We start from the raw sequence: 22,183 nt of genomic DNA on the forward strand, positions 1-22,183 counted from the left end.
CGGACGGCCGATCCGGGCGATTCTGTGAGGTGCGTCACGGCTTCAGGTTCACTTAAGGAAGATTGTTCGGACATGCCGTAATCGACGGCATATCAGGTGTGTTGACGGCACATCGGGGTCTGGCGGAAGGTCGCCCCGTCCCCTCGGACGCCCCCTTCCCCGCACTCCCGACCTGGAGTTCCGCATGCGCACGCCCGCCGCCGTGGCCGCCGTCCTCGCCGTGACCGGTGCCGCCCTCACCTGGGCCCCCACGGCCTCCGCCGCCACGGAATGCGCGACGAACCCGCTGGGCACGGCCGGCCGCTACGCCGAGTTCGTGGAGCAGGACTCGACCCGCTACTCCGACTCCGAGGGCGCCGTCGCGGTCGGCGGCGACGCGTACTTCGGCGACGCGAAGACCCACCACGGCTTCTCCATCGGCTCCCGGCTCACCGCCGCCGACCTCGCCGCCCTGCCCGGCGGACACAGCCTCGTCGTCGGCGGCACCCTCCACGCCAACCAGGTCGTCCTCGACAAGGGCACCGGCGTCGCCGCCAGGGTCGTCGACCGCTCCACTCCGGGCGCCGGCTTCGGCGTCGACGGCGACAAGGTCAAGGAAGGCCCCTCGCCGATCGACTTCGGCAAGGAGTTCGGCTCCCTGCGCGCCCTCTCCACCGGCTGGGCCGCCACCCGGGCCAACGGCACCGTCTCGGCCTCCGGCGACGGCATCTTCCTCGCCGGTACGGACAAGCGGCTCAACGTCTTCGCCGTGAACGCCGCCGACCTGGAGAAGGCCCGCGCGATCACCCTGGACGTCCCGGTCGGCGCCTCGACCCTGGTGAACGTCCTCGGCAGCTCGTACGACATGAACGCCTCGGCCACCTACGGCGTCTACTACAAGAACCTCGACGGCGGCGCCCCCGTCGTCGACGACTACCACGTCCCGTCCGACGCCTACCGCCAGATCCGCGCCAAGCTGCTGTGGAACTTCCCCCAGGCCACCAGCGTCAAGAAGAACTACACCTCCTGGCCCGGCACCCTCCTCGCGCCCCACGCCACCGTCGCCATGGGCGGCCCGAACGTCGGCCCCGGCCACGTCAACGGCTCCGTGATCGCCAGGAAGCTCGTCACCGTCCCCGGCGCCGAGACCCACCAGATGAACTTCACCGGCTGCCTCCCCGGCGGGACCGAGCCCGGCCCGATCCCCACCCCGGACAAGCCGACGCCGACCGACACCCCCGTCCCGACGGCCCCCGCCACCCCTTCGGCGACGCCGACGCCCACCGGCAGCGGCTCCCCGGAACCGTCCTCTCCGGCCACTTCCGCCCCCACTCCCTCACAGTCCACATCGGCCGCGGCGCCCGTGCCCACGCCGTCGTCCACCCCGGAGGGTGATCTCGCGCGGACCGGCTCGTCCCTGGGACCTGCCGCGTTCGGCGTCGCCGCCGGCGTGCTCGTGCTGGGTGGCGGCCTGGTGGCCTTCGCGAAGCTCCGCAGGCGCGCCTCCTGAGCCCCTCCGGAGCCCGGCGGGTCTCGGCCATCTCCGTGGCGTTCTGCTGACGAGGTGCTGACGCCACATCATCGATGTGGCTAACATCACGCCAACGCCGGCAGTGTTGCCGGGACGTGAAGGAGGTGCGGCGTGCGGTCAGCGCGGAAGTCACGGGACCGGAGCAGGGTTCTCTGCGGAATTCGCACCTCGTGGAACACCATCGGCGACGGCGAGTTCTTCTGCGAGGAGTGCGGCGGCGACCGCAACTACCGCCGCCGCACCGGCCGCCGCCGGTTCGCCGTCCTGGGCGTGCCGCTGCTGCCCCGGGGCCACACCGGACCGGTCGTGGAGTGCGCGGCCTGCCACACCCGGTTCGACACGGACGTCCTGGCCCACCCGACGACGAGCCGCTTCTCCGGGATGCTGCGCGACGCCGTGCACACCGTCGCCCTCGCCGTCCTCGCCGCCGGGGGCACCTCCTCCCGTACCGCCGTCGACATCGCCGCGGGCGGGGTACGGGCGGCCGGCTTCGCCGACTGCACCGGGCTCCAGCTCATCGAGCTGGTGGAGGCGCTCGCCGCCGACACCGGCCGCTTCCTGCCGGACGCCACCAGCGGAGGAGCGGCCCTCGCCATCGAGCTCCACGAGGCGCTGGAACCGCTCTCGCCGCACCTCGCGCCGTCCGGCCGCGAATCGATCCTGCTCCAGGGCGCCCGCATCGCCCTCGCGGACGGGCCGTACACGCCGGCCGAGCGCGAGGTCCTCACCACGGTCGGCAACGCGCTGGCCCTCTGCGCCGACGACACGGCCCGGCTGCTGGCGACGGCCCGCAAGGTCGGCTGAGACCGGCCGAGGGGCGCCGCGGGACCACGCCCCACGCGCCCCGAGCAGCCCGCCCGTTCCTGCCCGCCCGCGCCCGCCCGTCGGCGTCACGCGTACGACGGCGCCGTCCCCCGGCGCGAGCCCTCCGGCAGCAGGGCGGTGGCGCGGCGGGCGTCCGGCGCGGCGCCGAGGCGGTCGAGGGAGGCGCGCGCGGCGCGCAGCTCCCGGCGGGCCGATTCCTCGTCGCCGGCCGCGCGGTCGGCCGCGGCGAGCAGCATCCGGACCCGCGCCGCCTCGTACGGCACGTGCAGCCGGAGCCAGAGCGACAGGGCGCGCCGCAGCGGCGCGTGCGCGAGCGTGACGGAGCCGCGGGCGGCCGAGGCCATCGCGGTGAGCAGCGGTGCGTCGGGCGGGGCGAGCCGTTCCAGTTCCGTGGCGGCCGCGGAGGCGGCGGCGCGGTCGCCGAGCGCGAGGTGCGTCTCGGTGAGGGCGCCCAGCAGCCGGGCCCGGCCGAGCAGGTCGTGCCCCGGGTCGGACTGGCAGTCGAGCGCGAGCCGCAGCCCCGCGAGCGCCGTGTCCGCGCGCCCCTGCGCGAGCCGCAGCAGCGCCAGCCCCGGCTGCGGTACGCGCCCCAGCTCGTGCGCCCGCCAGAACGAGCGCACGGCCTCCTCCACGCGCCCCTGCCGCCGCTGGATCTCGCCGGCCGCGTACGAGGCCGCCGCCGCGGCGTCGAGCTCGTCGACGAGGACCTCCTGGTGGACCAGCCGCGCCGCGTCCTCGGCCCGCGCCCACTCCCCGAGCAGGTCGAGCACCTCGACCCGGTGGATCCGGCACGGCCCGCGGAAGGGATTGCCGGGAGCCGCGCACCACGCCATCGCCGCGTCCGTCCACCGCGCGGTGCGGTCCAGGTCGGCGGCGGCCATGCACCGGGTGAGGGCCAGGTCGTAGAGCCGGCCGGTGGCCAGGCCGCCCAGTTCGCCGGCCGTCACCGGGGCCATCGCCTCGTCGAGGAGGGCGAGGGCCTCCGCGCGGCGGCCCTGGGCGAGGAGTACGGAGGCCTCGGCCTGGTGGCCGAGGGCGAGCAGGTCGGGTCTGCCGGAGCGGACGGCGAGGCGGGTCATGCGGCGGGCGGCGGCGAGGGCCGCGGCCGGGTCGTGGTGTTCGCCGGCCTCTTCGGCGTCGGTCCAGGCGAGGTAGCACTGCTCGGGGCAGTCGGGCCGGTCCTCCAGCTGGTGCCGGGCACGGTGCAGCCAGCCGGCGGCGGCCGCGGGCCGGCCGAGGCGGCGGTGTTCGTCGGCCAGCCACCAGGCGGTGAGCCCGGCGCCGCGCCGGTCGCCGGCGGCGACGTACGCGGCGTGCGCGCGCAGCCGGGCGGCGACGGACTCGTCGACGTGGCCGCACCACCAGGCGGAGTCGGCGAGCGCGTCGAGGTCGGCGGGCGTCAGGGCGCCGGCGGGGTGCCGGTCGGCCTCGTGCAGGAGCGCGTACGCACCGGCCCAGTCCTCGCGGGCCGCCGCGCTCCTGGCCCGCTCCAGCACGGCCACGGTCATAGCCATACGGCTCCTTCCCGGCCCTTTCAGAGTAGGACCGGGAAGGAGCCGTGGCCGCTCGGAGGCGGGAAGGGGGGGCGCGCCCGTACGGCGGGAGCGGTGTCAGGCTCCGCTCGCGCCGTACGACGGGAGCCGTGTCAGGCCGCGCGCGCCGTACGACACGGGAACGGTCAGGCTCCGCTCGCACCGTACGACGAGAGCCGTGTCAGGCTCCGCGCGGCTTCCCACGGTTCGGGTGTGTCAGGTGTGTCAGGCGAGCTCGACGCCGCTCGCGCGCAGCATGTCCTCGCGCTCGACGATCTTCACGCGCTCGCGGCCCTGCGGCTCGCCCAGCGCCTTCTCGGCGGCGTCGAGGGCGTACCAGCCCTCCCACGTCGTGTACGTGATGCCCTTGCCCTCCAGGAAGGACACGACCGCGTCCTCCTCCGGGGTCTCGGGCGTGAGCAGCCGGCCGTTGGCGAAGTCGTCCAGCAGGTTGGCCACGGTCTCGTTGGCGTCACCCTTGGTGTGACCGATGAGGCCGACGGGGCCGCGCCGGATCCAGCCGGTGACGTAGGTGGAGGCCATGTGCGCGCCGCCCTCCTCGATCACCCGGCCGCCCTCGTCCGGCACGGTGCCGCTGACGGTGTCCCACGGCAGCTTGGGCAGCTCGTCGGAGAGGTAGCCGACGGCGCGGTAGACGGCCTGGACGTCCCAGTCGGTGGTCCGGCCGGTGCCCTTGACGTTGCCGGTGCCGTCCAGCTCGGTGCGCTCGGTGCGCAGGCCGACGACCCTGCCGTCCTCGCCGAGGATCTCGACGGGCGACTCGAAGAAGTGCAGGAACAGCTTGTGCGGGCGGTCGCCGACGTCGCGGATCGCCCAGTTCTCCAGGGTCTTGGCGACCATGTCGGTCTGCTTGTTCTTGCGCCGCTCGGCGATCGAGCCCTCGTCGTAGTCGATGTCCTCGGGGTTGACGATGACCTCGATGTTGGGGGAGTGGTCCAGCTCGCGCAGCTCCATCGGGCTGAACTTGGCCTGCGCCGGGCCGCGGCGGCCGAAGACGTGGATCTCCACGGCCTTGTTGGCCTTGAGGCCCTCGTACACGTTCGGCGGGATCTCGGTCGGCAGCAGCTCGTCGGCGGTCTTGGCGAGGATGCGGGCGATGTCGAGGGCCACGTTGCCGACGCCGAGGACGGCGACCTTCTCGGCGGACAGCTCCCAGGTGCGCGGCACGTCCGGGTGGCCGTCGTACCAGGAGGCGAAGTCGGCGGCACCGAGCGAGCCTTCGAGCTCGACGCCGGGGATCTTCAGCTCGCGGTCGGCCATGGCGCCGGTGGAGAAGACCACCGCGTCGTAGAAGGCGCGGAGGTCGTCGAGGTGGACGTCGGTGCCGTAGTCCACGTTGCCGAAGAGGCGGACCTGCGGCTTGTCGAGGACCTGGTGCAGGGCGGTGATGATGCCCTTGATCCGCGGGTGGTCGGGCGCCACGCCGTAGCGGATGAGGCCGAAGGGGGCCGGCATCCGCTCGAAGAGGTCGATGGACACACCCGGTTCGGCGGCGGCCTCGGACTTCAGCAGCGCATCAGCGGCGTAGATCCCGGCGGGGCCGGCGCCGACGATCGCGACCCGGAGGGGGCGGGGCATGACTGGATTCCCTTCGCAAGCGACGTGGCGGCGAAGGCACCGCCACTTAGGTCACCCTAAATAATGCTGGTCGCGAGAGAGTACCCGCCCCCGGTCTATGGCCTCATAAGGTGGACTTATGGCCTCCATAAGTGATCGCGTGTGATCACGGTCGACGACCGTACAGGTCGGAGGCCTCAGAGGCTGCGGGCGGTGACGTCGCCGTACGCGGTGGTGGCGCGGAAGGTGAGAGGGGCGGCGGCGCCTTCGCCGTTGCGGAGTCCGTTGTCGACGCGGCCGCAGGAGGTGCCGGCGTCGAGGGTGGCGGAGACCCCGGGGGCGGTGCCGAGGGTGATGTCCCCCTTCCGGGTCGTCACGTCGACCGTGCCGCGCTCGGCCTCGGCGATGCGGATGTCGCCGCGCATCGTGCTGATCCGGGCCGGGCCGGTGAGCCGGCCGACGGTGACGTCGCCGTCCTGGAGGGTGACCCGCAGTCCGGCGGCCTCGTCGACCTTGACCGGGCCCTGGGCAGCGGTGACCGCTACGTCGCCGAGGCGCCCGACGCCACGGAACGCGGTGGCGGCACCCTCGACCTCGACGCGGGAACCGGCGGGCAGCTGCACGGTGAGCTCGACGGAGCCGGAGGGCCCGAAGAGCTGGTTCCCGCCGTCGGGGCCGGTGACGGTCAGGACGCCGTCGGCAAAGCCGATCCGGGTCCCCTCGGCGGCCTTGACGTCGCGGCTCCTGGCCGGGTTCGCGGGCAGCACCTCGACCGTGGCGTCGGCGCGGTCGGCGGCGATGACCCGGATGTGGCCGGCGGGGATGCCGAGGACGGCGGAGAGGGTGGAGGAGGCGGTGAAGGCGGCCGGGGTGGCGAACTGCTGCATGGTGGGTTCCTCGTTCCTTCGGTGTTCCTGGCTGTTGCGTCGGCGTTTCCGACACGGGAAAAGCTACGTTGCCTTCACTGATCCAGCAACGTGCATGTTGCGTGTAATCGAAGATATTGCAGGTAGAGATGCTGAAATCGTTGCAACCGACTTCCGCATAATGCAACGTCAGGCCAAGCTGCGTTGCAATGAAATGACAGCGAACGCTATGCTGAGGCCGCCGCACCCCGCACACCCCGAAGGAGGCCGGCGATGCCCGGAGGCAGGCTCACCCAGCCCGAACGCCAGCAGATCGCCCTCGGACTGGCCGACGGACTCGCCTACGCCGAGATCGCCCGGCGCCTCGACCGTCCGACGTCCACCGTCACCCGCGAGGTCATGCGCAACGGCGGCCCCGCCGGCTACCGCGCCGACCTCGCCCACCGCGCCGCCGAACGCCGAGCCCAGCGCCGCAAGCCGGCCCCGCCGCGCGGCACCGGAGCCGGGACCGGCCCCGGCTCCACCGCCGACGAGCGGGCCTACGGCCGGGACGCCGAGGCCGTGCGCGCGTACCAGGAGATGTTCACGACCGTCCTCATGCAGTCGGGCATGCCGAAGATGATGGCCAGGGTCATGGCCGCCATCACCATCAGCGACGAGGGCAGCCTCACCGCGCCCGAGCTGGTGCAACGCCTCCAGGTGAGCCCGGCCTCGGTGTCCAAGGCCGTCGCGTTCCTCGAGAGCCAGGGCCTCGTCCGCCGCGACCGGGCGGAGGGCCGCCGCGAGCGCTACATCGTCGACGACGACGTCTGGTACGAGTCGGTCATGGCCAGCGCCCGCGCCACCGCCCACGTCACCGAGACCGCCCGCGAGGGCGTGGCGGTCCTCGGCCGCGACACCCCCGCCGGCATCCGCCTGGAGAACATCGCCCGCTTCGCCGACTTCGTCTCGGAGAGCATCACCCGCGCCGCCGAACAGGCCCGCGCCATCCTGACCGGCGGGCCGCGGAGTACGGACCCGAGGGACCCTACGGTCGCCGTGGACGGGGCCGGGACGGAGGGGCCGACCTCCTAGGGCCCGTCCGGACGCGCCAGCGCGCGGGAACGGGCTGCCGCGCCGACCCGTGAGGGTCAGGAAGGCTGTTCGCCGGGCCGCGTCAGCTCCCAGACGCGGAACTCGCCCTCGGCGTCGCGCAGTCGGGACCGTTCGGTGAAGCCGAGTTTCGCCGGGACGGCGGCGCTCGCGTGGTTGTCCGGCAGGTGCAGGACCAGCAGGCGCTCGACGTCGGGCATGCGGAAGCCCTCGGTGACCAGGGCCTGCGCGGACCGGACGGCCAGGCCGCGGCCCGTGACGGCCGGGTGGAGCCAGTAGCCGATCTCGTACGCGCCCTCCGGCGTGTCCTCGCGCCGGTGCAGGCTGCAGGAGCCGACCATCGCCCCGTCGAGCACGATGACGTACGTGAAGTCCAGACCCGCCGCCCACCGCGCGGCCCGTTGCGACAGGTACTCGGTGGTCGCCTCCAGGCTGTGGTTCTCGACCCAGCCCATCCACGGCCGCAGGTGCTCCACCGACTCGTCGAACAGCCGGTGCAGCTCGGACAGGTCGGCGGGGTACTCGGGACGGCGGATGCCGAGGCGGTCGTCCAGCCGGATGACCGGGCGGGGGTACGTCACGTCCGCCGTGTACGCCGTGTCCGTCACCGGTCGAACCCGATGAGCATCAGGGCGACGACCACACCGGCCGTCAGGGCCCACAGCAGCACGGCCGAAAGCGTCGCCAGCAGGCGCAGCGGCAGCGGGTAGACGCCGGCGTGGCGCACCGGGTTCCTCGGGTCGTAACCGACCTCGACCTCGCTCGACGTCGACCGTCGGAGGTAGTGGTGGGTCCGGCCGTCCCGGTCCCGGTACACGTAGAACCCCGGCGTGCCGTACGGGGACGGGGTGCTGCGCACGGCCGTCACCGTGACGCCGCGTCGCGGCAGGACCCACAGGTCGACGACGCTTGTCGTCACCGCCGCGCTGCACAGGTTGAGGAGGACCGCGACGACACCCACGATCGTCGCGGTGAGGAGCAGGGCCGTCCGCCCGCTCGCCACGAGCAGTGCGCTCGTGGCGGCGAACGCCACGACCGCCGGACCGAGCGCCGTCACGATCCAGCCCGTCGTCCTGACCCTGCGCACGGGCAGCGACGCGAGCGGCCCGGCCGCGGCCGCGTCACTCACTTCTTCACGCCGGCCACGAACGCCGCCCATGCGGCGGCGGGCACGACGAGCGCGGGACCGTCGGGAACCTTGCTGTCACGGACGGGGACGACACCGGGGACGTCGTCGAGGACTTCGAGGCAGTTGTCGCCGTCGCCGTCGCTGTAGGAGCTCTTGCGCCAGGCGGTGGCGCCGACGAAGTCGTACGTGACTTCGACGCAGTCGCCGCCTGAAGCGTTACTGTAGGAGCTCTTGAACCACTGGGCGTTGCTCAGGTCGTACGCGCGCATCGTCTGTAGTCCTCCGCCGCCGACTCGATCAGGGCCAGGGACGCCTCCGGCGACAGCGTGGCGACCCTGAGCAGATCGTAGGCGCGCTGAGCCTGCTTCACCACACTTGGATCATCGAGAAGCGTTCCCGAAAACTCCGTTTCTGTGTAGGCCGTTGGCGGCTGGTCTTTGAACTCCATCAGCTTCAGGGATCCGGTCATATGGGCGTGTGCACCTACAGCGCGAGGCAGCACTGTGACCAACGCCCATCGCTGGCGGATCAGGGTCGCGATCCGCTCCAGTTGCGCGGCCATGGTCGCCGGGCCGCCCACGGGCGTGAGTACCGCGTTCTCGTGCAGGACAACCCAATACTCGGGCCTTGTAGCGTCCTTCAGAATGACCTGACGTTCGACCCGCGAGCCGACCTTCTCCTCGACGAACTCCTCTGAGGCGAACGGATACATCGCGAGGATCTGCGCGCGCATGTACTCCGGCGTCTGCAGCAGCCCCGGGATCACCGTCGGCGCGAACTCGCAGATCTTCGTCGCCACGGCCTCCAGCTCAGCCGCCGCGTTGAAGTATTCCGCGTACGGCGACTTGTCGATGAGCTTGCGCCAGGTCCGTTCGAAAATACCTCCGGTTTGTAGGATCTCGTCGAATCGCTGGGCCAGCTCCAGCTGCGGCTTCCTGATTCCCTGCTCGAAGAGGCCGATGTACGCCGCCGAGACGAACACCCGTGCCCCCAGCTCGCTCTGTGAGAGCCCCGCCGTCTCCCGGCGTTCCTTCAGCAGCTCGCCGAAGAACTCCCAGACTTCTTCCCGCTTGGCCTTGGCCATGGATTAACTCCCGAACCCCACACCGTAGTTGTATCCCCAGCGCAACTGCCGATTCTACGGATCGGCCGTCACCCTGGATGCGGAAAACGGGAAATGGATTCGGAAAGGAGCGCGTTGGTGAAGGAAGACAGCATGCGGCCGACGGAAACTGAAGAGGCGCGAGAGGTGGTGAGGGAATTGCGCGAGGCGCTCGGACGGGCGGGAATCACGCTGCCCTCGCTCGGGCTCGACGCCGTGACGCTCGCTGCCGATCCTCCCCGGCCGCTGATCGAGCTCGGGCGCTGTACGGCGGCGACGGCTCGCCTGCTCGCCGCCGCGCTCACCCCCAGGGACGAAGGAGGCCGCCCATGAAACCGCCCATCGGCGCGTACGTCGTCGACATCCGCACCGGCAAGGTCGGCACCGTCATGGGGCACGAGGGCCCCTACCTTCAGGTCCGGCCGCTCGGCGGCGGGCGCGAGTGGGACTGCGAGCCGGACGGCGTCCGGGTCGCCACCGCCGCCGAGCGCCTGTCGGCCGCCACGGCGCACGCGAACGCCCGCAGCCGTGGGGAGGTGCCCTGAGCGGCGGGGCGGCGGGGCGGCGGGGCGGAGAGGTGGAGAGGGGGAGAGTGGGGAGAGGGGGAGGGGCCGCGGTGTCTCGTAGCGACTCCCGCGGCCCCGCCTCCGCCCCCGCCCGTCGTTCCCGTCCCGCCGCCCGTCCCCGTCCCCGTCCCCGCTCGGGCCGTCAGAACTGCTGCACGTAGTACGGCTCGACGGTCAGGGTGCCGTTGCCGCGGGCGCCGTAGCGCGTGCCGGTGCTCTGCTGGGCCAGCGTGTACCAGGAGTCGACGTAGTCGGGGTCGTCGGTCCACCAGTCGTCCGGGATGGCGTCCAGGATCGCGTTCACGAGCGGGACGTACGCGCCCTGGTCGGTGATGGTGAGGAGCACCGTGGCGATGGCCTTGGCGAGGTCGCGGTAGTTGGTGCTGCCGTCCTCCTCCATCATCACGGCGTCGGCCAGGTTGTACTTGTAGTTCGACCAGTTGACCAGGATCTGGTTCGGCCGGTAGGTCGTGCCGTCGTTGTCGAGGTACGGCATGTCGACCGGGTCGACGCGGACCTTGCCGTCGTGGCCGAAGCCGCTGACCAGGGTGTAGACCTCGGCGTCGCCCTTGACCCAGGGCTCCTCGTCGTCGTTGAGGCGCACCGAGGTGATCTTCGTGGTCCAGAAGCCGGCCGTGGTCCCCAGGGTGTTGACGGCCCGGCGGTCGGCCGACGCGATGCCGGCCTTCGCCAGTTCCTTCCGCAGCACGTCCAGGCCCGCCGCCAGCGCCTTCGTGCTGTCGATGTCGACGACGTACACCGGGTGCCCGGGCGCCGTGCGGGCGTCCAGCCGGTGCGCCCGGCCCTCGCTGTCGTAGGCCGTCACCGTGCCGTCGGTGTCGTCGTCCGAGACGGCCGCCGCGACCCAGGGCGTGACGCCGGCGGCGAGCGCGGTGCGCATCGACGGATCGCCGAGGCGCAGCCGGAGGAGCGAGCCGGTCCTGGCGGCCAGGCCCTTGGCCTCGGCGATGTCCTGGTCCGCGGCGGTGAGCCGGTCCTTCAGGGCGCCGGTCGCCCGTTCGGTGACGGGCAGGCCGGCCGCGCCGGGCGCCTTCAGGGTGGCCGTGCGCAGGCTCGTACGCCAGGAGCTGTCGCCGAGCGAGCGCGCGATGTCGCGGGCGGCCCGGTCCTGGGCGGAGCCGACGGCGGCCTCGGTCGCCGACACGGCGCGGCCCGGCGCGGGCGCGGGTGTGGCGGAGGTGGCAGAGGTCGCGGAGGCGGCGGAGGTCGCGCCGAGGGTCTGGGCCGCGCAGAGGGCGGCGAGGGCGGCCGCGGTGGCGGTGAGGGTGCCGCGTCGACGGGCGGGACGAGGTCTCACGGTGATCGCTCCTCCTGGGGGAGTGGTCGATGGTGCGACGAAGGAGAGCAGGGGTCTGCACGGGAGTGGAGACCGGAGACGGTGCAGGGAGTGCGGGAGGTGCAGGGAGTGCGGGAGGTTCGGGAGGTGCAGGGAGTGCGGGAGGTGCGGGAGGTGCGGGGAGTGCCCTAGCTGATCTATGCGGGTAGAAGGTTGCCTCGGGCAGCATCATGACGAGGGCATGTCACTCCGGGCAAGAGGGCCTCCGGCCGCGGTCCGGGATGTCCGAGCCGTACAGGACAATGGATCCATGAGTCTGTTCCGCGACGACGGCATCGTGCTGCGCACCCAGAAGCTGGGCGAAGCGGACCGCATCATCACGATCCTCACGCGCGGTCACGGGCGGGTGCGCGCCGTCGCGCGCGGAGTGCGCCGGACCAAGTCGAAGTTCGGGGCGCGGCTCGAACCGTTCTCGCACGTGGACGTGCAGTTCTTCGCCCGCGGGAGTGAGCTGGTCGGGCGGGGGCTGCCGCTGTGCACGCAGAGCGAGACCATCGCCGCGTACGGCAGCGGCATTGTCACCGACTACGCCCGGTACACGGCGGGCACCGCCATGCTGGAGACGGCGGAACGCTTCACCGACCACGAGGGCGAGCCCTCCGTGCAGCAGTACCTGCTGCTCGTCGGCGGGCTGCGCACCCTCGCGCGCGGCGAGCACGCCCCGCACCTCATCCTCGACGCCTTCCTGCTGCGCTCCCTCGCCGTCAACGGCTACGCGCCCAGCTTCGAGGACTGTGCGAAATGCGGACTTCACGGGCCGAACCGCTTCTTTTCGGTCGCCGCGGGCGGAGTCATCTGCGGGGACTGCCGGGTGCCCGGAAGCGTCGTACCCTCTGCGGAGGCCGTAGGCCTGCTCAGCGCGCTGCTCACCGGCGACTGGGAGACGGCGGACGCGGCCGAGCCGCGTCACGTCAGAGAGGGCAGCGGACTGGTGTCCGCCTATCTGCACTGGCACCTGGAGCGCGGGCTGCGCTCGCTGCGGTACGTAGAGAAGAGCTAGGAGAGACCACGCCATGGCCATCGCACGACTCCTCGGGCGGCAGCGTCGGGAGTACAGGACCCCGGAGCCGCACCCGTCCGGCGCCCGCCCGCCGAAGCTCCAGTCGGAGCTCGTGCCCGAGCACGTCGCGATCGTCATGGACGGCAACGGCCGCTGGGCCAAGGAGCGCGGCCTGCCGCGCACCGAGGGGCACAAGGTCGGCGCCGAGCAGGTGCTCGACGTGCTGCAGGGCGCGCTCGAGATGGGCGTCGGCGCGATCTCGCTGTACGCCTTCTCCACGGAGAACTGGAAGCGCTCGCCCGAGGAGGTGCGCTTCCTCATGAACTTCAACCGCGACTTCATCCGCAAGACCCGCGACCAGCTCGACGAGCTCGGCATCCGGGTGCGGTGGGTCGGCCGCATGCCGAAGCTGTGGAAGTCGGTCGCCAAGGAGCTCCAGATCGCCCAGGAGCAGACGAAGGACAACACGAAGCTCACGCTGTACTTCTGCATGAACTACGGCGGGCGGGCCGAACTCGCGGACGCGGCGCAGGCGCTGGCCGAGGACGTGAAGGCGGGCCGGCTCGACCCGTCGAAGATCACCGAGAAGACCATCCAGAAGTACCTCTACTACCCGGACATGCCGGACGTCGACCTCTTCCTGCGGCCCAGCGGCGAGCAGCGCACGTCGAACTACCTGATCTGGCAGAGCGCGTACGCCGAGATGGTGTTCCAGGACGTCCTGTGGCCCGACTTCGACCGCCGCGACCTGTGGCGCGCGTGCGTGGAGTACGCCCAGCGCGACCGGCGGTTCGGCGGCGTGGACCCGGCGGACCTGGCCGTGCTCGACAAGGCGTGAGATCGGACGCGGCGGGCGCCGCGGCGGGCGCCGGGGCGGCGGAGCCCGCCGAGCCGCTCTTCGAGCTGGCCGTCGGACCGGCCGCCGGAGGGGCCGTCGAGCTGGTCTACCTGCCGACGCTCGCCGACGTGGCCGACGCCTGCCGCGTGGAGCTGCGACTCGGCGACAACCGGCCGATGAGGTGGGTGATGCCGCTCGCCGCGGCGGTGGCCTTCCTCGTGGTCGCCGCGGACCGGTTCGTCGGACACGGCGCGCTGGATCCGGTGCACGGGGCCCTGCTGACGGGCCTCGGGGTCGTCGCCGCCCTGCTGTGGCCCCTCGCGCCCTGGGCCATGGCGCTCCGTGCGTATCCGACGGTCGCCAGGGCGGGCGGCTACTGGGCCCGGGTGTCCGACGGGGGGCTCTTGGTGACTCCCCGCTACACCCAGGCGCGGCCCGGCCGACCGCCGGAGGAGACGCGGGAGGTCCACGTGTACGTCGAGACCTCCCGGTCGTTCGTCCTGCCGGCGCTCGACGGGTCCGGCCCCGGGGTCGCCCTGCCCAAGCGCCGGCTCGCCGGTCCCGGCGATCTCGTCCGGCTGAGGATGCTCCTGGACCGCAACCTCTACCGCCTCTGAGCACGCGGAAGGGCCCGCACCGGAACCCAGGATCCTCCGGTGCGGGCCCTTCCGCGTATGTCAGGTCACCGCGTCACTTCGCCGCGCACTCGGCGCACGTGCCGAAGATCTCCACCGTGTGCGCCACGTTCACGAAGCCGTGCTCCGACGCGATCGTCTCGGCCCACTGCTCCACCGCCGGGCCCTCCACCTCCACGGCCTTGCCGCAGACCCGGCACACCAGATGGTGGTGGTGGTCGCCGGTCGAGCAGCGGCGGTAGACCGTCTCGCCGTCGCTCGTGCGCAGCGCGTCGACCTCGCCGGCCTCGGCGAGCGACTGCAGCGTGCGGTAGACGGTGGTGAGGCCGACGGAATCGCCGCGGTGCTTGAGCATGTCGTGCAGCTCCTGGGCGCTGCGGAACTCGTCCACCTCGTTCAGGGCCGCCGAGACTGCGGCCCGCTGCTTGGTCGAGCGGCCTTTTACGGGGGGTCCTGCCGTCGCCACGGGGGCCTCCTTGATTCCTTGTCTGCCCCCGCCATTCTGCCAGCCCCCCGTTGCTGCGCCGTCAGACCTTGTCGCTGCGCCGTCAGACCTTCACGTCGTCCGTGGGACGGCGGGTGGCCGGGACGCAGCGTGCGTCGCACTCCGCGGCGGCCCGCTCGGCGGCGCGGGCCCGACGGCGGGCGAGCGGCGCGGCGAGGACCGCGAGCGCGACGAAGACGCCGATCGCCAGGAGCACGATCGTCGCGCCGGGCGGCACGTCCTGGTAGTACGAGGTGATCGTGCCGGACAGGGTGACGCCGGTGCCGATGACGACCGCGAGCACGAAGGTCGTACGGAAGGACCGGGACAGCTGCTGGGCGGCCGCGACCGGCACCACCATCAGGGCGCTGACCAGAAGCAGGCCGACCACGCGCATGGCGACCGTGACGGTCACGGCGGCGGTGACGGCGATGAGGAGGTTCAGGGCGCGCACCGGCAGGCCGGTGACGCGGGCGAAGTCCTCGTCCTGGCTGACGGCGAAGAGCTGCCGGCGCAGACCGACGGTGACGAGGACCACGAAGGCGGCGAGCACGCTGATCGAGGTGACGTCCTCGGTGGAGACCGTGGACAGCGAGCCGAAGAGGTACGACAGCAGGTTCGCGTTGGAACCGCCGCCGACCTGGATCAGCATCACGCCGCCGGCCATGCCGCCGTAGAACAGCAGGGCGAGGGCGATGTCGCCGCGGGTCCTGCCGTACGCCCGGATCAGCTCCATGGCGACCGCGCCGGCGACGGCGACCAGGGTGGCCATCCACACCGGGCTGGCGGACATGAGGAAGCCGAGGCCGACGCCCGTCATGGCGACGTGGCCGATGCCGTCGCCCATCAGCGCCTGGCGGCGCTGGACGAGGTAGATGCCGACGGCGGGCGCGGTGATGCCGACGAGGACGGCCGCGAGGAGCGCCCGTTGCATGAAGGCGGGTTCGAGGAATTCCATCGTCAGGTCAGCAGTCCCGTGCGGAGCGGCTCGTCGGCCGCGTGGGGGTGGACGTGGTCGTGGCCGGGCAGGGCGTGCTGGCCCACGGCCCGGGGCGGCGGGCCGTCGTGGACGACGCAGCCGTCGCGGAGCACGACCGCCCGGTCGATGAGGGGCTCGAGCGGGCCGAGCTCGTGCAGGACGAGGAGGACGGAGGTGCCGCCGGCGACCTGCTCGCGCAGGGTGCCGGCGAGGATCTCCTGGCTGGCGAGGTCGACGCCGGCCATCGGCTCGTCCATGATCAGCAGCTCGGGCTCGGAGGCGAGCGCACGGGCGATCAGCACGCGCTGGTGCTGCCCGCCGGAGAGGGCGCCGACCGAGTCGCCGGCGCGGTCGTCGAGGCCGACCAGCTCCATGGCCCGGGCTATCGCGGCCCGGTCCGCCTTCGTGGTGAGGCCGAACCGGCGGCGGGACAGCCGGCCGGAGGCGACGACCTCGCGGACGGTCGCCGGGACGCCGCTGGCGGCGGTGGTGCGCTGCGGCACGTAGCCGACGCGGGCCCAGTCGCGGAAGCGCTTCTGCGGGGTGCCGAACAGCTCGATGGTGCCGCCGGTCAGCGGCACCTGGCCGATGACGGAGCGGACGGCGGTGGACTTGCCGGAGCCGTTGGCGCCGAGCAGCGCGACGACCTCACCGCGGCACACGGTGAGGTCGACGCCGCGCAGGACGGGGCGCGAGCCGAGGGCGGCGGTGGCGCCGCGCACGGAGATGACGGGCTCGTCGCTCACGAGAGAGCTCACGACTGCCTCCTGCTGGGTGTGGATCACTTGCTGCTCACTTCGCGCTCGCCTGTTCCTCGGGGGGGCGCTCACTTCGCGCCGAGGGCCTTCTTCAGCGCGGCGAGGTTGGACTGCATGACCTCGATGTAGTCATCGCCCTTGGACGCGTCCGTGATTCCCTCCAGCGGGTCGAGCACGTCGGTCCTGAGACCGGTGTCGCTCGCGAGGGTCTTGGCGGTCTTGTCGCTGGCCAGGGTCTCGAAGAAGACGGTGGTGACCTTGTCCTTCTTCGCGATGTCCTGGAGCTCCTTGATGCGGGCGGGACTCGGCTCGGACTCGGGGTCCATGCCGGAGATGCCCTCCTGCTCCAGGCCGTAGCGCTCGGCGAGGTAGCCGAAGGCGGAGTGGGTGGTGATGAAGGTCTTGGTGGAGGTGTTCTTCAGACCGGTCCGGAACTCGCCGTCGAGGGCGGCGAGCCGGGTCATCAGGGCCTGGGTGTTCGCCTTGTACGCGGCGGCGTGGGCCGGGTCGGCCTTCTCGAAGGCGGCGCCCACGCCCTGGGCGACCTCGCCGTACTTCACGGGGTCGAGCCAGATGTGCGGGTCGGTGCCGGCTTCGCCCTCTCCGGCGTGCTCCTCGGAGCCGTGCTCCGCGCCGTGGTCGTGGCCGACCTCGGTGCCGTGCTCCTCGACCTTGGTGAGGGTGGCGGCGTCGATCTTGGTGTCGGCGTCGGACTGCGCGATGGCGTCGTCGACGGCGGGCTGGATGCCCTTGAGGTAGAGGACGACGTCGGCCGTGCCGAGCTCGCCGATCTGCTTCGGCTTGAGCTCCAGGTCGTGCGGCTCGACGCCGGGCTTGGTGAGCGTGTCGACGGTGACGTACGAGCCGCCTATCTGCTCGGCCAGGAACTGCAGGGGATAGAACGACGCGACGACGTCCAGCTTGCCGCCGCTCTCGCTGCCGCCCTTGTCGGCGGCGTCCGAGCCCCCGCCGCAGGCGGAGAGCGTCACGAGGCCGAGGGCGACGGCTCCGGCGACGGCGGTGGTGGGTATCAGTCGGCGTACGTTCATGACACTCATTTTCAACAAAACTGGAAACGGTTGTCAATTGCCGAACGTGTGTCCTGGCGCACTGCCGTTCGGCCGCGCCGGGCCGGCCCCTCGGGCCGTCCCCATGGGGAACCGATTTGATAGTGGGGGTGCGGGCGCCGGTAACCTGAGGCATTCGCACTTCGTCGTCGTAATGAAGAGAGCACCGTGGCCGCCGACAAGATCGACACCATCGTCAGCCTCAGCAAGCGCCGTGGCTTCGTTTTCCCCTGCAGTGAGATCTACGGCGGTCAGCGCGCCGCCTGGGACTACGGCCACCTGGGCGTCGAGCTCAAGGAGAACATCAAGCGTCAGTGGTGGCGTTACATGGTCACCGCGCGCGAGGACGTCGTCGGTATCGACTCGTCGGTCATCCTGGCCACCGAGGTCTGGGAGGCCTCCGGCCACGTCGCGACCTTCACCGACCCGCTGACCGAGTGCACCTCCTGCCACAAGCGCTTCCGCGCCGACCACCTGGAGGAGGCGTACGAGGAGAAGCACGGCCGCCTCCCCGAGAACGGCCTCACCGACCTCAACTGCCCCAACTGTGGCAACAAGGGCACCTTCACCGAGCCGAAGCAGTTCTCCGGCCTGCTCTCCACCCACCTCGGCCCCACCCAGGACACCGGCTCCGTCGCGTACCTGCGTCCCGAGACCGCCCAGGGCATCTTCACCAACTTCTCCCAGGTGCAGACGACGGCGCGCAAGAAGCCCCCGTTCGGCATCGCGCAGATGGGCAAGTCCTTCCGGAACGAGATCACTCCGGGCAACTTCATCTTCCGCACCCGCGAGTTCGAGCAGATGGAGATGGAGTTCTTCGTCAAGCCGGGCGAGGACGAGCAGTGGCAGGAGTACTGGATGCAGCAGCGCTGGAACTGGTACACCGGCCTGGGTCTCCGCGAGGAGAACATGCGCTGGTTCGAGCACCCGCAGGAGAAGCTCTCCCACTACTCCAAGCGCACCGCCGACATCGAGTACCGCTTCCAGTTCGGCGGCAGCGAGTGGGGCGAGCTCGAGGGCGTCGCCAACCGCACCGACTACGACCTGACCGCGCACTCCAAGGCCTCCGGCGCCAGCCTGACCTACATGGACCAGGAGTCCGGCGAGCGCTACACGCCGTACGTCATCGAGCCCGCCGCCGGTGTCGGCCGCACCATGCTGGCCTTCCTGCTCGACGCGTACACCGAGGACGAGGCCCCGAACGCCAAGGGCGTCATGGAGAAGCGCACCGTGCTGCGCCTCGACCACCGCCTCGCCCCGGTCAAGGTCGCCGTCCTGCCGCTGTCCCGCAACCCGCAGCTCTCGCCGAAGGCCAAGGGCCTCGCCACCGACCTGCGGCAGAACTGGAACATCGAGTTCGACGACGCCGGCGCCATCGGCCGCCGTTACCGCCGCCAGGACGAGATCGGCACGCCGTACTGCGTCACCGTCGACTTCGACACCCTCGAGGACAACGCGGTGACCGTGCGCGAGCGCGACACCATGAAGCAGGAGCGCGTCTCCCTCGACCAGATCCAGGGCTACCTGGCCACCCGCCTGCTGGGCTGCTGACCTCGGTCGTGGACGTACGGCGAAGCCCCCGGTTCCGAGAGCATCTCCGAGAGGGAACCGGGGGCTTCGCCGTACGCGCGGGGGGTCAGGCCTTCAGGGCGCGCTGGACCAGGGTGACCACCGCCGCGAAGGCGGCCCCGCTGTCCGGGGCCGACCACTCGGCGGAGTGGGCCGGGTTGTGGAACCGGTCGGTGGCGTGGAAGACGGCGCGCGCCGTGGCCGGCAGGTCCGCCTCCGGCACGGTGAAGACGCCCTCACGGTGGCCGGCGGCCAGGATCCCGGCGATCTGCTCGACCAGATGGTCCTCGTGGCGGTCGACCACCGCGCTGTTCTCGCCGATCAGCACCTGGAAGGTGGCCATCAGCTCCGGGTCGCCGCCCGCCTTCTCGCGCTTGAGGGCGAAGAGCGCGGTCAGCCAGCCGGTCAGCCGCTCGTCGGCCGGCCCGGGCGCGTCCGCGTACGGCCGGAGGGCGTCGATGGTCCGCCGCAGCCAGCGCTCGGTGACCGCCTCGCGCAGCGCCGCCTTGGTGCGGAAGTGGCGGTAGACGCTGCCGTGGCTGACGCCCAGGGCCCTGGCCACGTCGACCACGGTCGCCTTCGCCGGGCCGTAGCGGCGCAGCACCTCCTCCGTGGCTTCGAGGATGCGCTCGGCGGTCAGGGTCTCCGTGGTGGCCATGGAATGACAGTACCTGTCACCCGGACGGTGCCTCAGCGCTCGCTGTCCAGGTGCGCCATCTGGTTCTCCGGGTAGCGGGCACCGGAGGCCGCGCCCGCCGGGACGGCCGCCTCGATCGCCGTCAGGTCGGCCGCGTCGAGCGTGACGTCCAGGGCGCCGAGGGCCTCCGCGAGCCGGTCGCGGCGGCGGGCGCCGACCAGCGGGACGACGTCCTCGCCGCGGGACAGGGCCCAGGCGATGGCGATCTGGGCGACCGTGACGCCCTTGGCCTCGGCGACGGCGCGCAGCCGGTCCACCAGGTCCAGGTTCCGGCCGAGGTTGTCGCCCTGGAAGCGGGGCGACATGCCGCGGAAGTCGCCCGGCGCGAAGGACTGCTCGCGGGTGACGTGGCCGCTGATCAGTCCGCGCGAGAGGACTCCGTACGCGGTGATGCCGACGCCCAGCTCGCGCGCGGTCGGCAGGATCGTGTCCTCGATGCCGCGGGAGATCAGCGAGTACTCGATCTGGAGGTCCGCGATCGGGGCGACGGCGGCGGCCCGGCGCAGGGTGTCCGCGCCGACCTCGGAGAGGCCGATGTGCCGGACGTGGCCCGCCTCGACCAGCTCGGCGATGGCGCCGACGGTCTCCTCGATCGGCACGTCCGGGTCGACGCGGGCGATCCGGTAGACGTCGATGTGGTCGGTGCCGAGCCGCTGGAGCGAGTACGCGGCGAAGTTCTTCACCGCCGCGGGCCGGCCGTCGTAGCCGGTGAAGCCGCCCTCGACCGTGCGCAGCGCGCCGAACTTGACGCTGGTGAGGGCCTGTTCGCGGGCGGCGGCGGGGGCGGTGCGGAGCGCCTCGTTGATCAGCAGCTCGTTGTGGCCCATGCCGTAGAAGTCGCCGGTGTCGAGGAGCGTCACGCCCGCGTCCAGGGCGGCGTGGATCGTCGCGATCGACTCGGCGCGGTCGGCCTCGCCGTACAGGGCGGACATGCCCATGCAGCCGAGACCGAGGGCGGAGACCCGGGGTCCGGTGGCGCCGAGAGGACGGGTGGGGAGGGAGGTGGTGGTCTGTGTGCTCATGGTTCGACTATGGCATGAGCGATGACAGATTTCAATATCTGTCATCACTACTCCCTCCCACGCTCGTCCCCTCGGGCCGTCGGCACCCTCGCGCGCTCGGCCCCTCAGGCCTTCGACGACGGCAGGCGCAGGCTCAGCAGCAGCGTCAGGGCCACCACGCCCAGCTGCGCCAGGAGCGTCGTCGTGAGTGCCGCACCCATGTCCGCGGGGGAGGAGCCGAGCGAGAGGAAGAGCGAGCCCATGGTCGCCACGCCGAGTGCCATCGCCGACTGCTGCGTCGTCACCATCACGCCGCTGCCGACGCCCGCCCGCTCCGCCGGCACCTCCGACAGCACCACCCGGAACAGCACCGGCAGCTGGAGTCCCTGGCCCAGGCCCGCGATCGCCATGCCCGGCAGCAGGCTCCCCACCGAAAGCCCCGGCCAGTCGCGCGCCACCGTCCAGGCGATCAGCCCGATGCCGAGCCCCTGGAACACCGCGCCCACCGGGACCACCCGGCTCGCACCCCAGCGCCCGACGAGCCGCGGGCCCGCGAGCGAGGCGCCGAAGAAGGCGAGCGCCATCGGCACCAGGGCCAGGCCGGAGGCCACCGCGCCCACCGCGAGGCCCTGCTGGAGCGCGATCGCGATCACGAACATGAAGCCGCTGAAGCCCAGGCACAGCGGCAGCACCACCGCGAGGCCCCGGCGCAGCGGGACCAGACCGAGCAGGCTCGGCGGCACCAAGGGCGTCCGGCCTGCGCGGTCCGCGCGTACCTCGACCCACCAGAACGCGCCGGCCGCGAACGGGAAGACGGCCAGCGCCACCCAGGTCCACAGCGGCCAGCCGGCCGCCCGGCCCTCGGTCAGCGGGGCGAGCAGGGTGAGCAGCGTGAGCGCGAGCAGCAGGGTGCCGGGCAGGTCGACCGGCGCGGGCCGGTCCGAGCGGGTCTCGGGCACGGCGCGGGCCGCGAGGACGAGGCCGACGAGCGCCACCGGCACGTTGACCAGGAAGACCGACCGCCAGCCGGTGCCCGCGACATCGGCGGCGACCAGCACGCCGCCCAGGATCTGGCCGGCCACCATGCTGAGGCCCGCGGTCGCCCCGTAGAGGCTGAGGGCGCGGGCGTGCCGGGCGCCGGACGTCGAGGAGTGGATCGTCGCGAGCACCTGCGGCAGCATCAGCGCCGCTGCGGCACCCTGTGCCACCCGGGCCCCGACCAGCGTCCAGGCGTCCGGCGCGAGCCCGCAGGCGAGCGAGGTGAGGCCGAAGGCGGCCATGCCGGCGAGGAAGAGCCGGCGCCGGCCGAACTGGTCGCCGAGCCGGCCGCCGAGCACGAGCAGGACGGCGTACGCGAGGCCGTACCCGGCGACGACCAGTTCCAGCATCGCGGGGCCCGCGCCCAGGTCGTGGTCGATGGTGGGCAGGGCGACGTTGACGATGAAGAAGTCGACCAGCGGCAGCGCCGCGCCGAGCAGCACGGTGAAGAGACCGAGCGGACCGAGCGCCGGGCGGGCGTGGCCGACGACCGGTACGGCGGCGGTACGGACGGTGGACAGGGAGGTTCTCGTAGTCACGCGATCGAGCCTCGCGCCCCT

24 protein-coding genes are annotated in these 22,183 nt (G+C 72.2%); 9 read left to right on the top strand and 15 right to left on the bottom strand.

What is annotated here, in order from left to right; translation table 11 throughout:
- Positions 1 to 184 precede the first annotated feature (184 nt).
- Together ESG85_RS16160 and ESG85_RS16165 are read left to right on the top strand one after the other, a co-directional pair.
- Entirely contained in the window at positions 185 to 1,489 is a 1,305-nt protein-coding gene (locus ESG85_RS16160) for a choice-of-anchor A family protein (RefSeq protein WP_128979877.1), read from the top strand.
- A 132-nt stretch (positions 1,490 to 1,621) separates the two neighbouring features.
- Positions 1,622 to 2,314 carry a tellurite resistance TerB family protein gene (locus ESG85_RS16165; protein WP_128979879.1) on the top strand — a complete coding sequence of 231 codons (693 nt, stop codon included), beginning with the start codon at positions 1,622 to 1,624 and terminating at the stop codon, positions 2,312 to 2,314.
- Between the two features lie 86 nt (positions 2,315 to 2,400).
- On the opposite strand, the gene ESG85_RS16170 is transcribed toward ESG85_RS16165, so the two are convergent.
- The 3 genes from ESG85_RS16170 to ESG85_RS16180 form a co-directional block, all read right to left on the bottom strand.
- On the bottom strand, positions 2,401 to 3,849 hold the full coding sequence (locus ESG85_RS16170; protein WP_181019046.1) for an ATP-binding protein: 1,449 nt from the start codon (positions 3,847 to 3,849) through the stop codon (positions 2,401 to 2,403).
- Positions 3,850 to 4,092: 243 nt separating this feature from the next.
- Entirely contained in the window at positions 4,093 to 5,466 is a 1,374-nt protein-coding gene (locus ESG85_RS16175; protein WP_128979881.1) for an FAD-dependent oxidoreductase, read from the bottom strand.
- A 176-nt stretch (positions 5,467 to 5,642) separates the two neighbouring features.
- On the bottom strand, positions 5,643 to 6,332 hold the full coding sequence (locus tag ESG85_RS16180) for a DUF4097 family beta strand repeat-containing protein (protein WP_128979883.1): 690 nt from the start codon (positions 6,330 to 6,332) through the stop codon (positions 5,643 to 5,645).
- Between the two features lie 252 nt (positions 6,333 to 6,584).
- Here ESG85_RS16180 and ESG85_RS16185 point away from each other — a divergent pair, with 252 nt between their 5' ends.
- Positions 6,585 to 7,385 carry a GbsR/MarR family transcriptional regulator gene (locus ESG85_RS16185; protein WP_128979885.1) on the top strand — a complete coding sequence of 267 codons (801 nt, stop codon included), beginning with the start codon at positions 6,585 to 6,587 and terminating at the stop codon, positions 7,383 to 7,385.
- Between the two features lie 56 nt (positions 7,386 to 7,441).
- Here the strand turns inward: ESG85_RS16185 and ESG85_RS16190 are convergent, their stop codons facing one another.
- From ESG85_RS16190 to ESG85_RS16205, 4 genes are read right to left on the bottom strand one after another with little or no spacing between them, the layout of a single operon-like run.
- Positions 7,442 to 7,984 carry a GNAT family N-acetyltransferase gene (locus ESG85_RS16190; RefSeq protein ID WP_246095069.1) on the bottom strand — a complete coding sequence of 181 codons (543 nt, stop codon included), beginning with the start codon at positions 7,982 to 7,984 and terminating at the stop codon, positions 7,442 to 7,444.
- 23 nt (positions 7,985 to 8,007) lie between these two features.
- Positions 8,008 to 8,532, bottom strand: coding sequence for a hypothetical protein (locus ESG85_RS16195; protein ID WP_128979889.1), 525 nt, complete (start codon positions 8,530 to 8,532; stop codon positions 8,008 to 8,010).
- Complete coding sequence (locus tag ESG85_RS16200) at positions 8,529 to 8,801, bottom strand: DUF397 domain-containing protein (RefSeq protein WP_128979891.1); 273 nt, start codon at positions 8,799 to 8,801, stop codon at positions 8,529 to 8,531. The genes ESG85_RS16195 and ESG85_RS16200 overlap by 4 nt, the downstream gene beginning before the upstream one ends.
- Entirely contained in the window at positions 8,783 to 9,616 is an 834-nt protein-coding gene (locus ESG85_RS16205) for a helix-turn-helix domain-containing protein (RefSeq protein WP_128979893.1), read from the bottom strand. Before ESG85_RS16205 ends, ESG85_RS16200 begins: the two co-directional genes overlap by 19 nt.
- A 132-nt stretch (positions 9,617 to 9,748) precedes the next feature.
- On the opposite strand from ESG85_RS16205, the gene ESG85_RS16210 reads away from it, so the two are divergent.
- Both ESG85_RS16210 and ESG85_RS16215 read left to right on the top strand, forming a co-directional pair.
- Positions 9,749 to 9,967, top strand: coding sequence for a hypothetical protein (locus ESG85_RS16210; RefSeq protein ID WP_128980193.1), 219 nt, complete (start codon positions 9,749 to 9,751; stop codon positions 9,965 to 9,967).
- The gene (locus ESG85_RS16215; protein ID WP_128979895.1) at positions 9,964 to 10,179 is read left to right on the top strand and encodes a hypothetical protein; all 216 of its coding nucleotides are present in this window, start codon (positions 9,964 to 9,966) and stop codon (positions 10,177 to 10,179) included. The genes ESG85_RS16210 and ESG85_RS16215 overlap by 4 nt, the downstream gene beginning before the upstream one ends.
- Before the next feature lie 163 nt (positions 10,180 to 10,342).
- On the opposite strand, the gene ESG85_RS16220 is transcribed toward ESG85_RS16215, so the two are convergent.
- Positions 10,343 to 11,518 carry a DUF3103 family protein gene (locus tag ESG85_RS16220; protein ID WP_128979897.1) on the bottom strand — a complete coding sequence of 392 codons (1,176 nt, stop codon included), beginning with the start codon at positions 11,516 to 11,518 and terminating at the stop codon, positions 10,343 to 10,345.
- Between the two features lie 289 nt (positions 11,519 to 11,807).
- Between ESG85_RS16220 and recO the strand changes: the two genes are divergently transcribed.
- Genes recO through ESG85_RS16235 form a run of 3 tightly spaced genes read left to right on the top strand, consistent with a single transcriptional unit; the run spans position 11,808 to position 14,012 of the window.
- Positions 11,808 to 12,557, top strand: a complete 750-nt coding sequence (recO, locus tag ESG85_RS16225; RefSeq protein WP_128979899.1) for a DNA repair protein RecO — start codon at positions 11,808 to 11,810, stop codon at positions 12,555 to 12,557.
- 13 nt (positions 12,558 to 12,570) lie between these two features.
- Complete coding sequence (locus ESG85_RS16230) at positions 12,571 to 13,395, top strand: isoprenyl transferase (protein ID WP_128979901.1); 825 nt, start codon at positions 12,571 to 12,573, stop codon at positions 13,393 to 13,395.
- Positions 13,392 to 14,012 carry a hypothetical protein gene (locus ESG85_RS16235; RefSeq protein WP_128979903.1) on the top strand — a complete coding sequence of 207 codons (621 nt, stop codon included), beginning with the start codon at positions 13,392 to 13,394 and terminating at the stop codon, positions 14,010 to 14,012. Before ESG85_RS16230 ends, ESG85_RS16235 begins: the two co-directional genes overlap by 4 nt.
- A 73-nt stretch (positions 14,013 to 14,085) precedes the next feature.
- On the opposite strand, the gene ESG85_RS16240 is transcribed toward ESG85_RS16235, so the two are convergent.
- The 4 genes from ESG85_RS16240 to ESG85_RS16255 form a co-directional block, all read right to left on the bottom strand.
- Positions 14,086 to 14,496 carry a Fur family transcriptional regulator gene (locus ESG85_RS16240; RefSeq protein ID WP_128979905.1) on the bottom strand — a complete coding sequence of 137 codons (411 nt, stop codon included), beginning with the start codon at positions 14,494 to 14,496 and terminating at the stop codon, positions 14,086 to 14,088.
- An 82-nt stretch (positions 14,497 to 14,578) separates the two neighbouring features.
- Positions 14,579 to 15,472 (bottom strand): metal ABC transporter permease, encoded by an 894-nt coding sequence (locus ESG85_RS16245; protein ID WP_128979907.1) that lies wholly within the window; start codon positions 15,470 to 15,472, stop codon positions 14,579 to 14,581.
- Between the two features lie 2 nt (positions 15,473 to 15,474).
- Complete coding sequence (locus ESG85_RS16250; RefSeq protein WP_181019047.1) at positions 15,475 to 16,251, bottom strand: metal ABC transporter ATP-binding protein; 777 nt, start codon at positions 16,249 to 16,251, stop codon at positions 15,475 to 15,477.
- 68 nt (positions 16,252 to 16,319) lie between these two features.
- A complete protein-coding gene (locus tag ESG85_RS16255) occupies positions 16,320 to 17,300 on the bottom strand; it encodes a metal ABC transporter substrate-binding protein (RefSeq protein ID WP_128979909.1) in 981 nt (326 codons plus the stop codon).
- Between the two features lie 186 nt (positions 17,301 to 17,486).
- Between ESG85_RS16255 and ESG85_RS16260 the strand changes: the two genes are divergently transcribed.
- Positions 17,487 to 18,869 carry a glycine--tRNA ligase gene (locus ESG85_RS16260; RefSeq protein WP_128979911.1) on the top strand — a complete coding sequence of 461 codons (1,383 nt, stop codon included), beginning with the start codon at positions 17,487 to 17,489 and terminating at the stop codon, positions 18,867 to 18,869.
- A gap of 85 nt (positions 18,870 to 18,954) precedes the next feature.
- Here ESG85_RS16260 and ESG85_RS16265 read toward each other — a convergent pair whose 3' ends face one another.
- From ESG85_RS16265 to ESG85_RS16275, 3 genes are all read right to left on the bottom strand, one after another.
- Positions 18,955 to 19,545: a TetR/AcrR family transcriptional regulator gene (locus ESG85_RS16265; RefSeq protein WP_128979913.1), complete on the bottom strand. Its 591-nt coding sequence runs from the start codon at positions 19,543 to 19,545 to the stop codon at positions 18,955 to 18,957.
- A gap of 32 nt (positions 19,546 to 19,577) precedes the next feature.
- Complete coding sequence (locus tag ESG85_RS16270; protein WP_128979915.1) at positions 19,578 to 20,606, bottom strand: aldo/keto reductase; 1,029 nt, start codon at positions 20,604 to 20,606, stop codon at positions 19,578 to 19,580.
- A 104-nt stretch (positions 20,607 to 20,710) separates the two neighbouring features.
- Entirely contained in the window at positions 20,711 to 22,162 is a 1,452-nt protein-coding gene (locus ESG85_RS16275; protein ID WP_374050327.1) for an MFS transporter, read from the bottom strand.
- Positions 22,163 to 22,183 lie beyond the last annotated feature (21 nt).

Origin of the sequence: Streptomyces roseicoloratus, from assembly GCF_004117935.1 — a bacterium.
GTDB lineage: Bacteria > Actinomycetota > Actinomycetes > Streptomycetales > Streptomycetaceae > Streptomyces > Streptomyces roseicoloratus.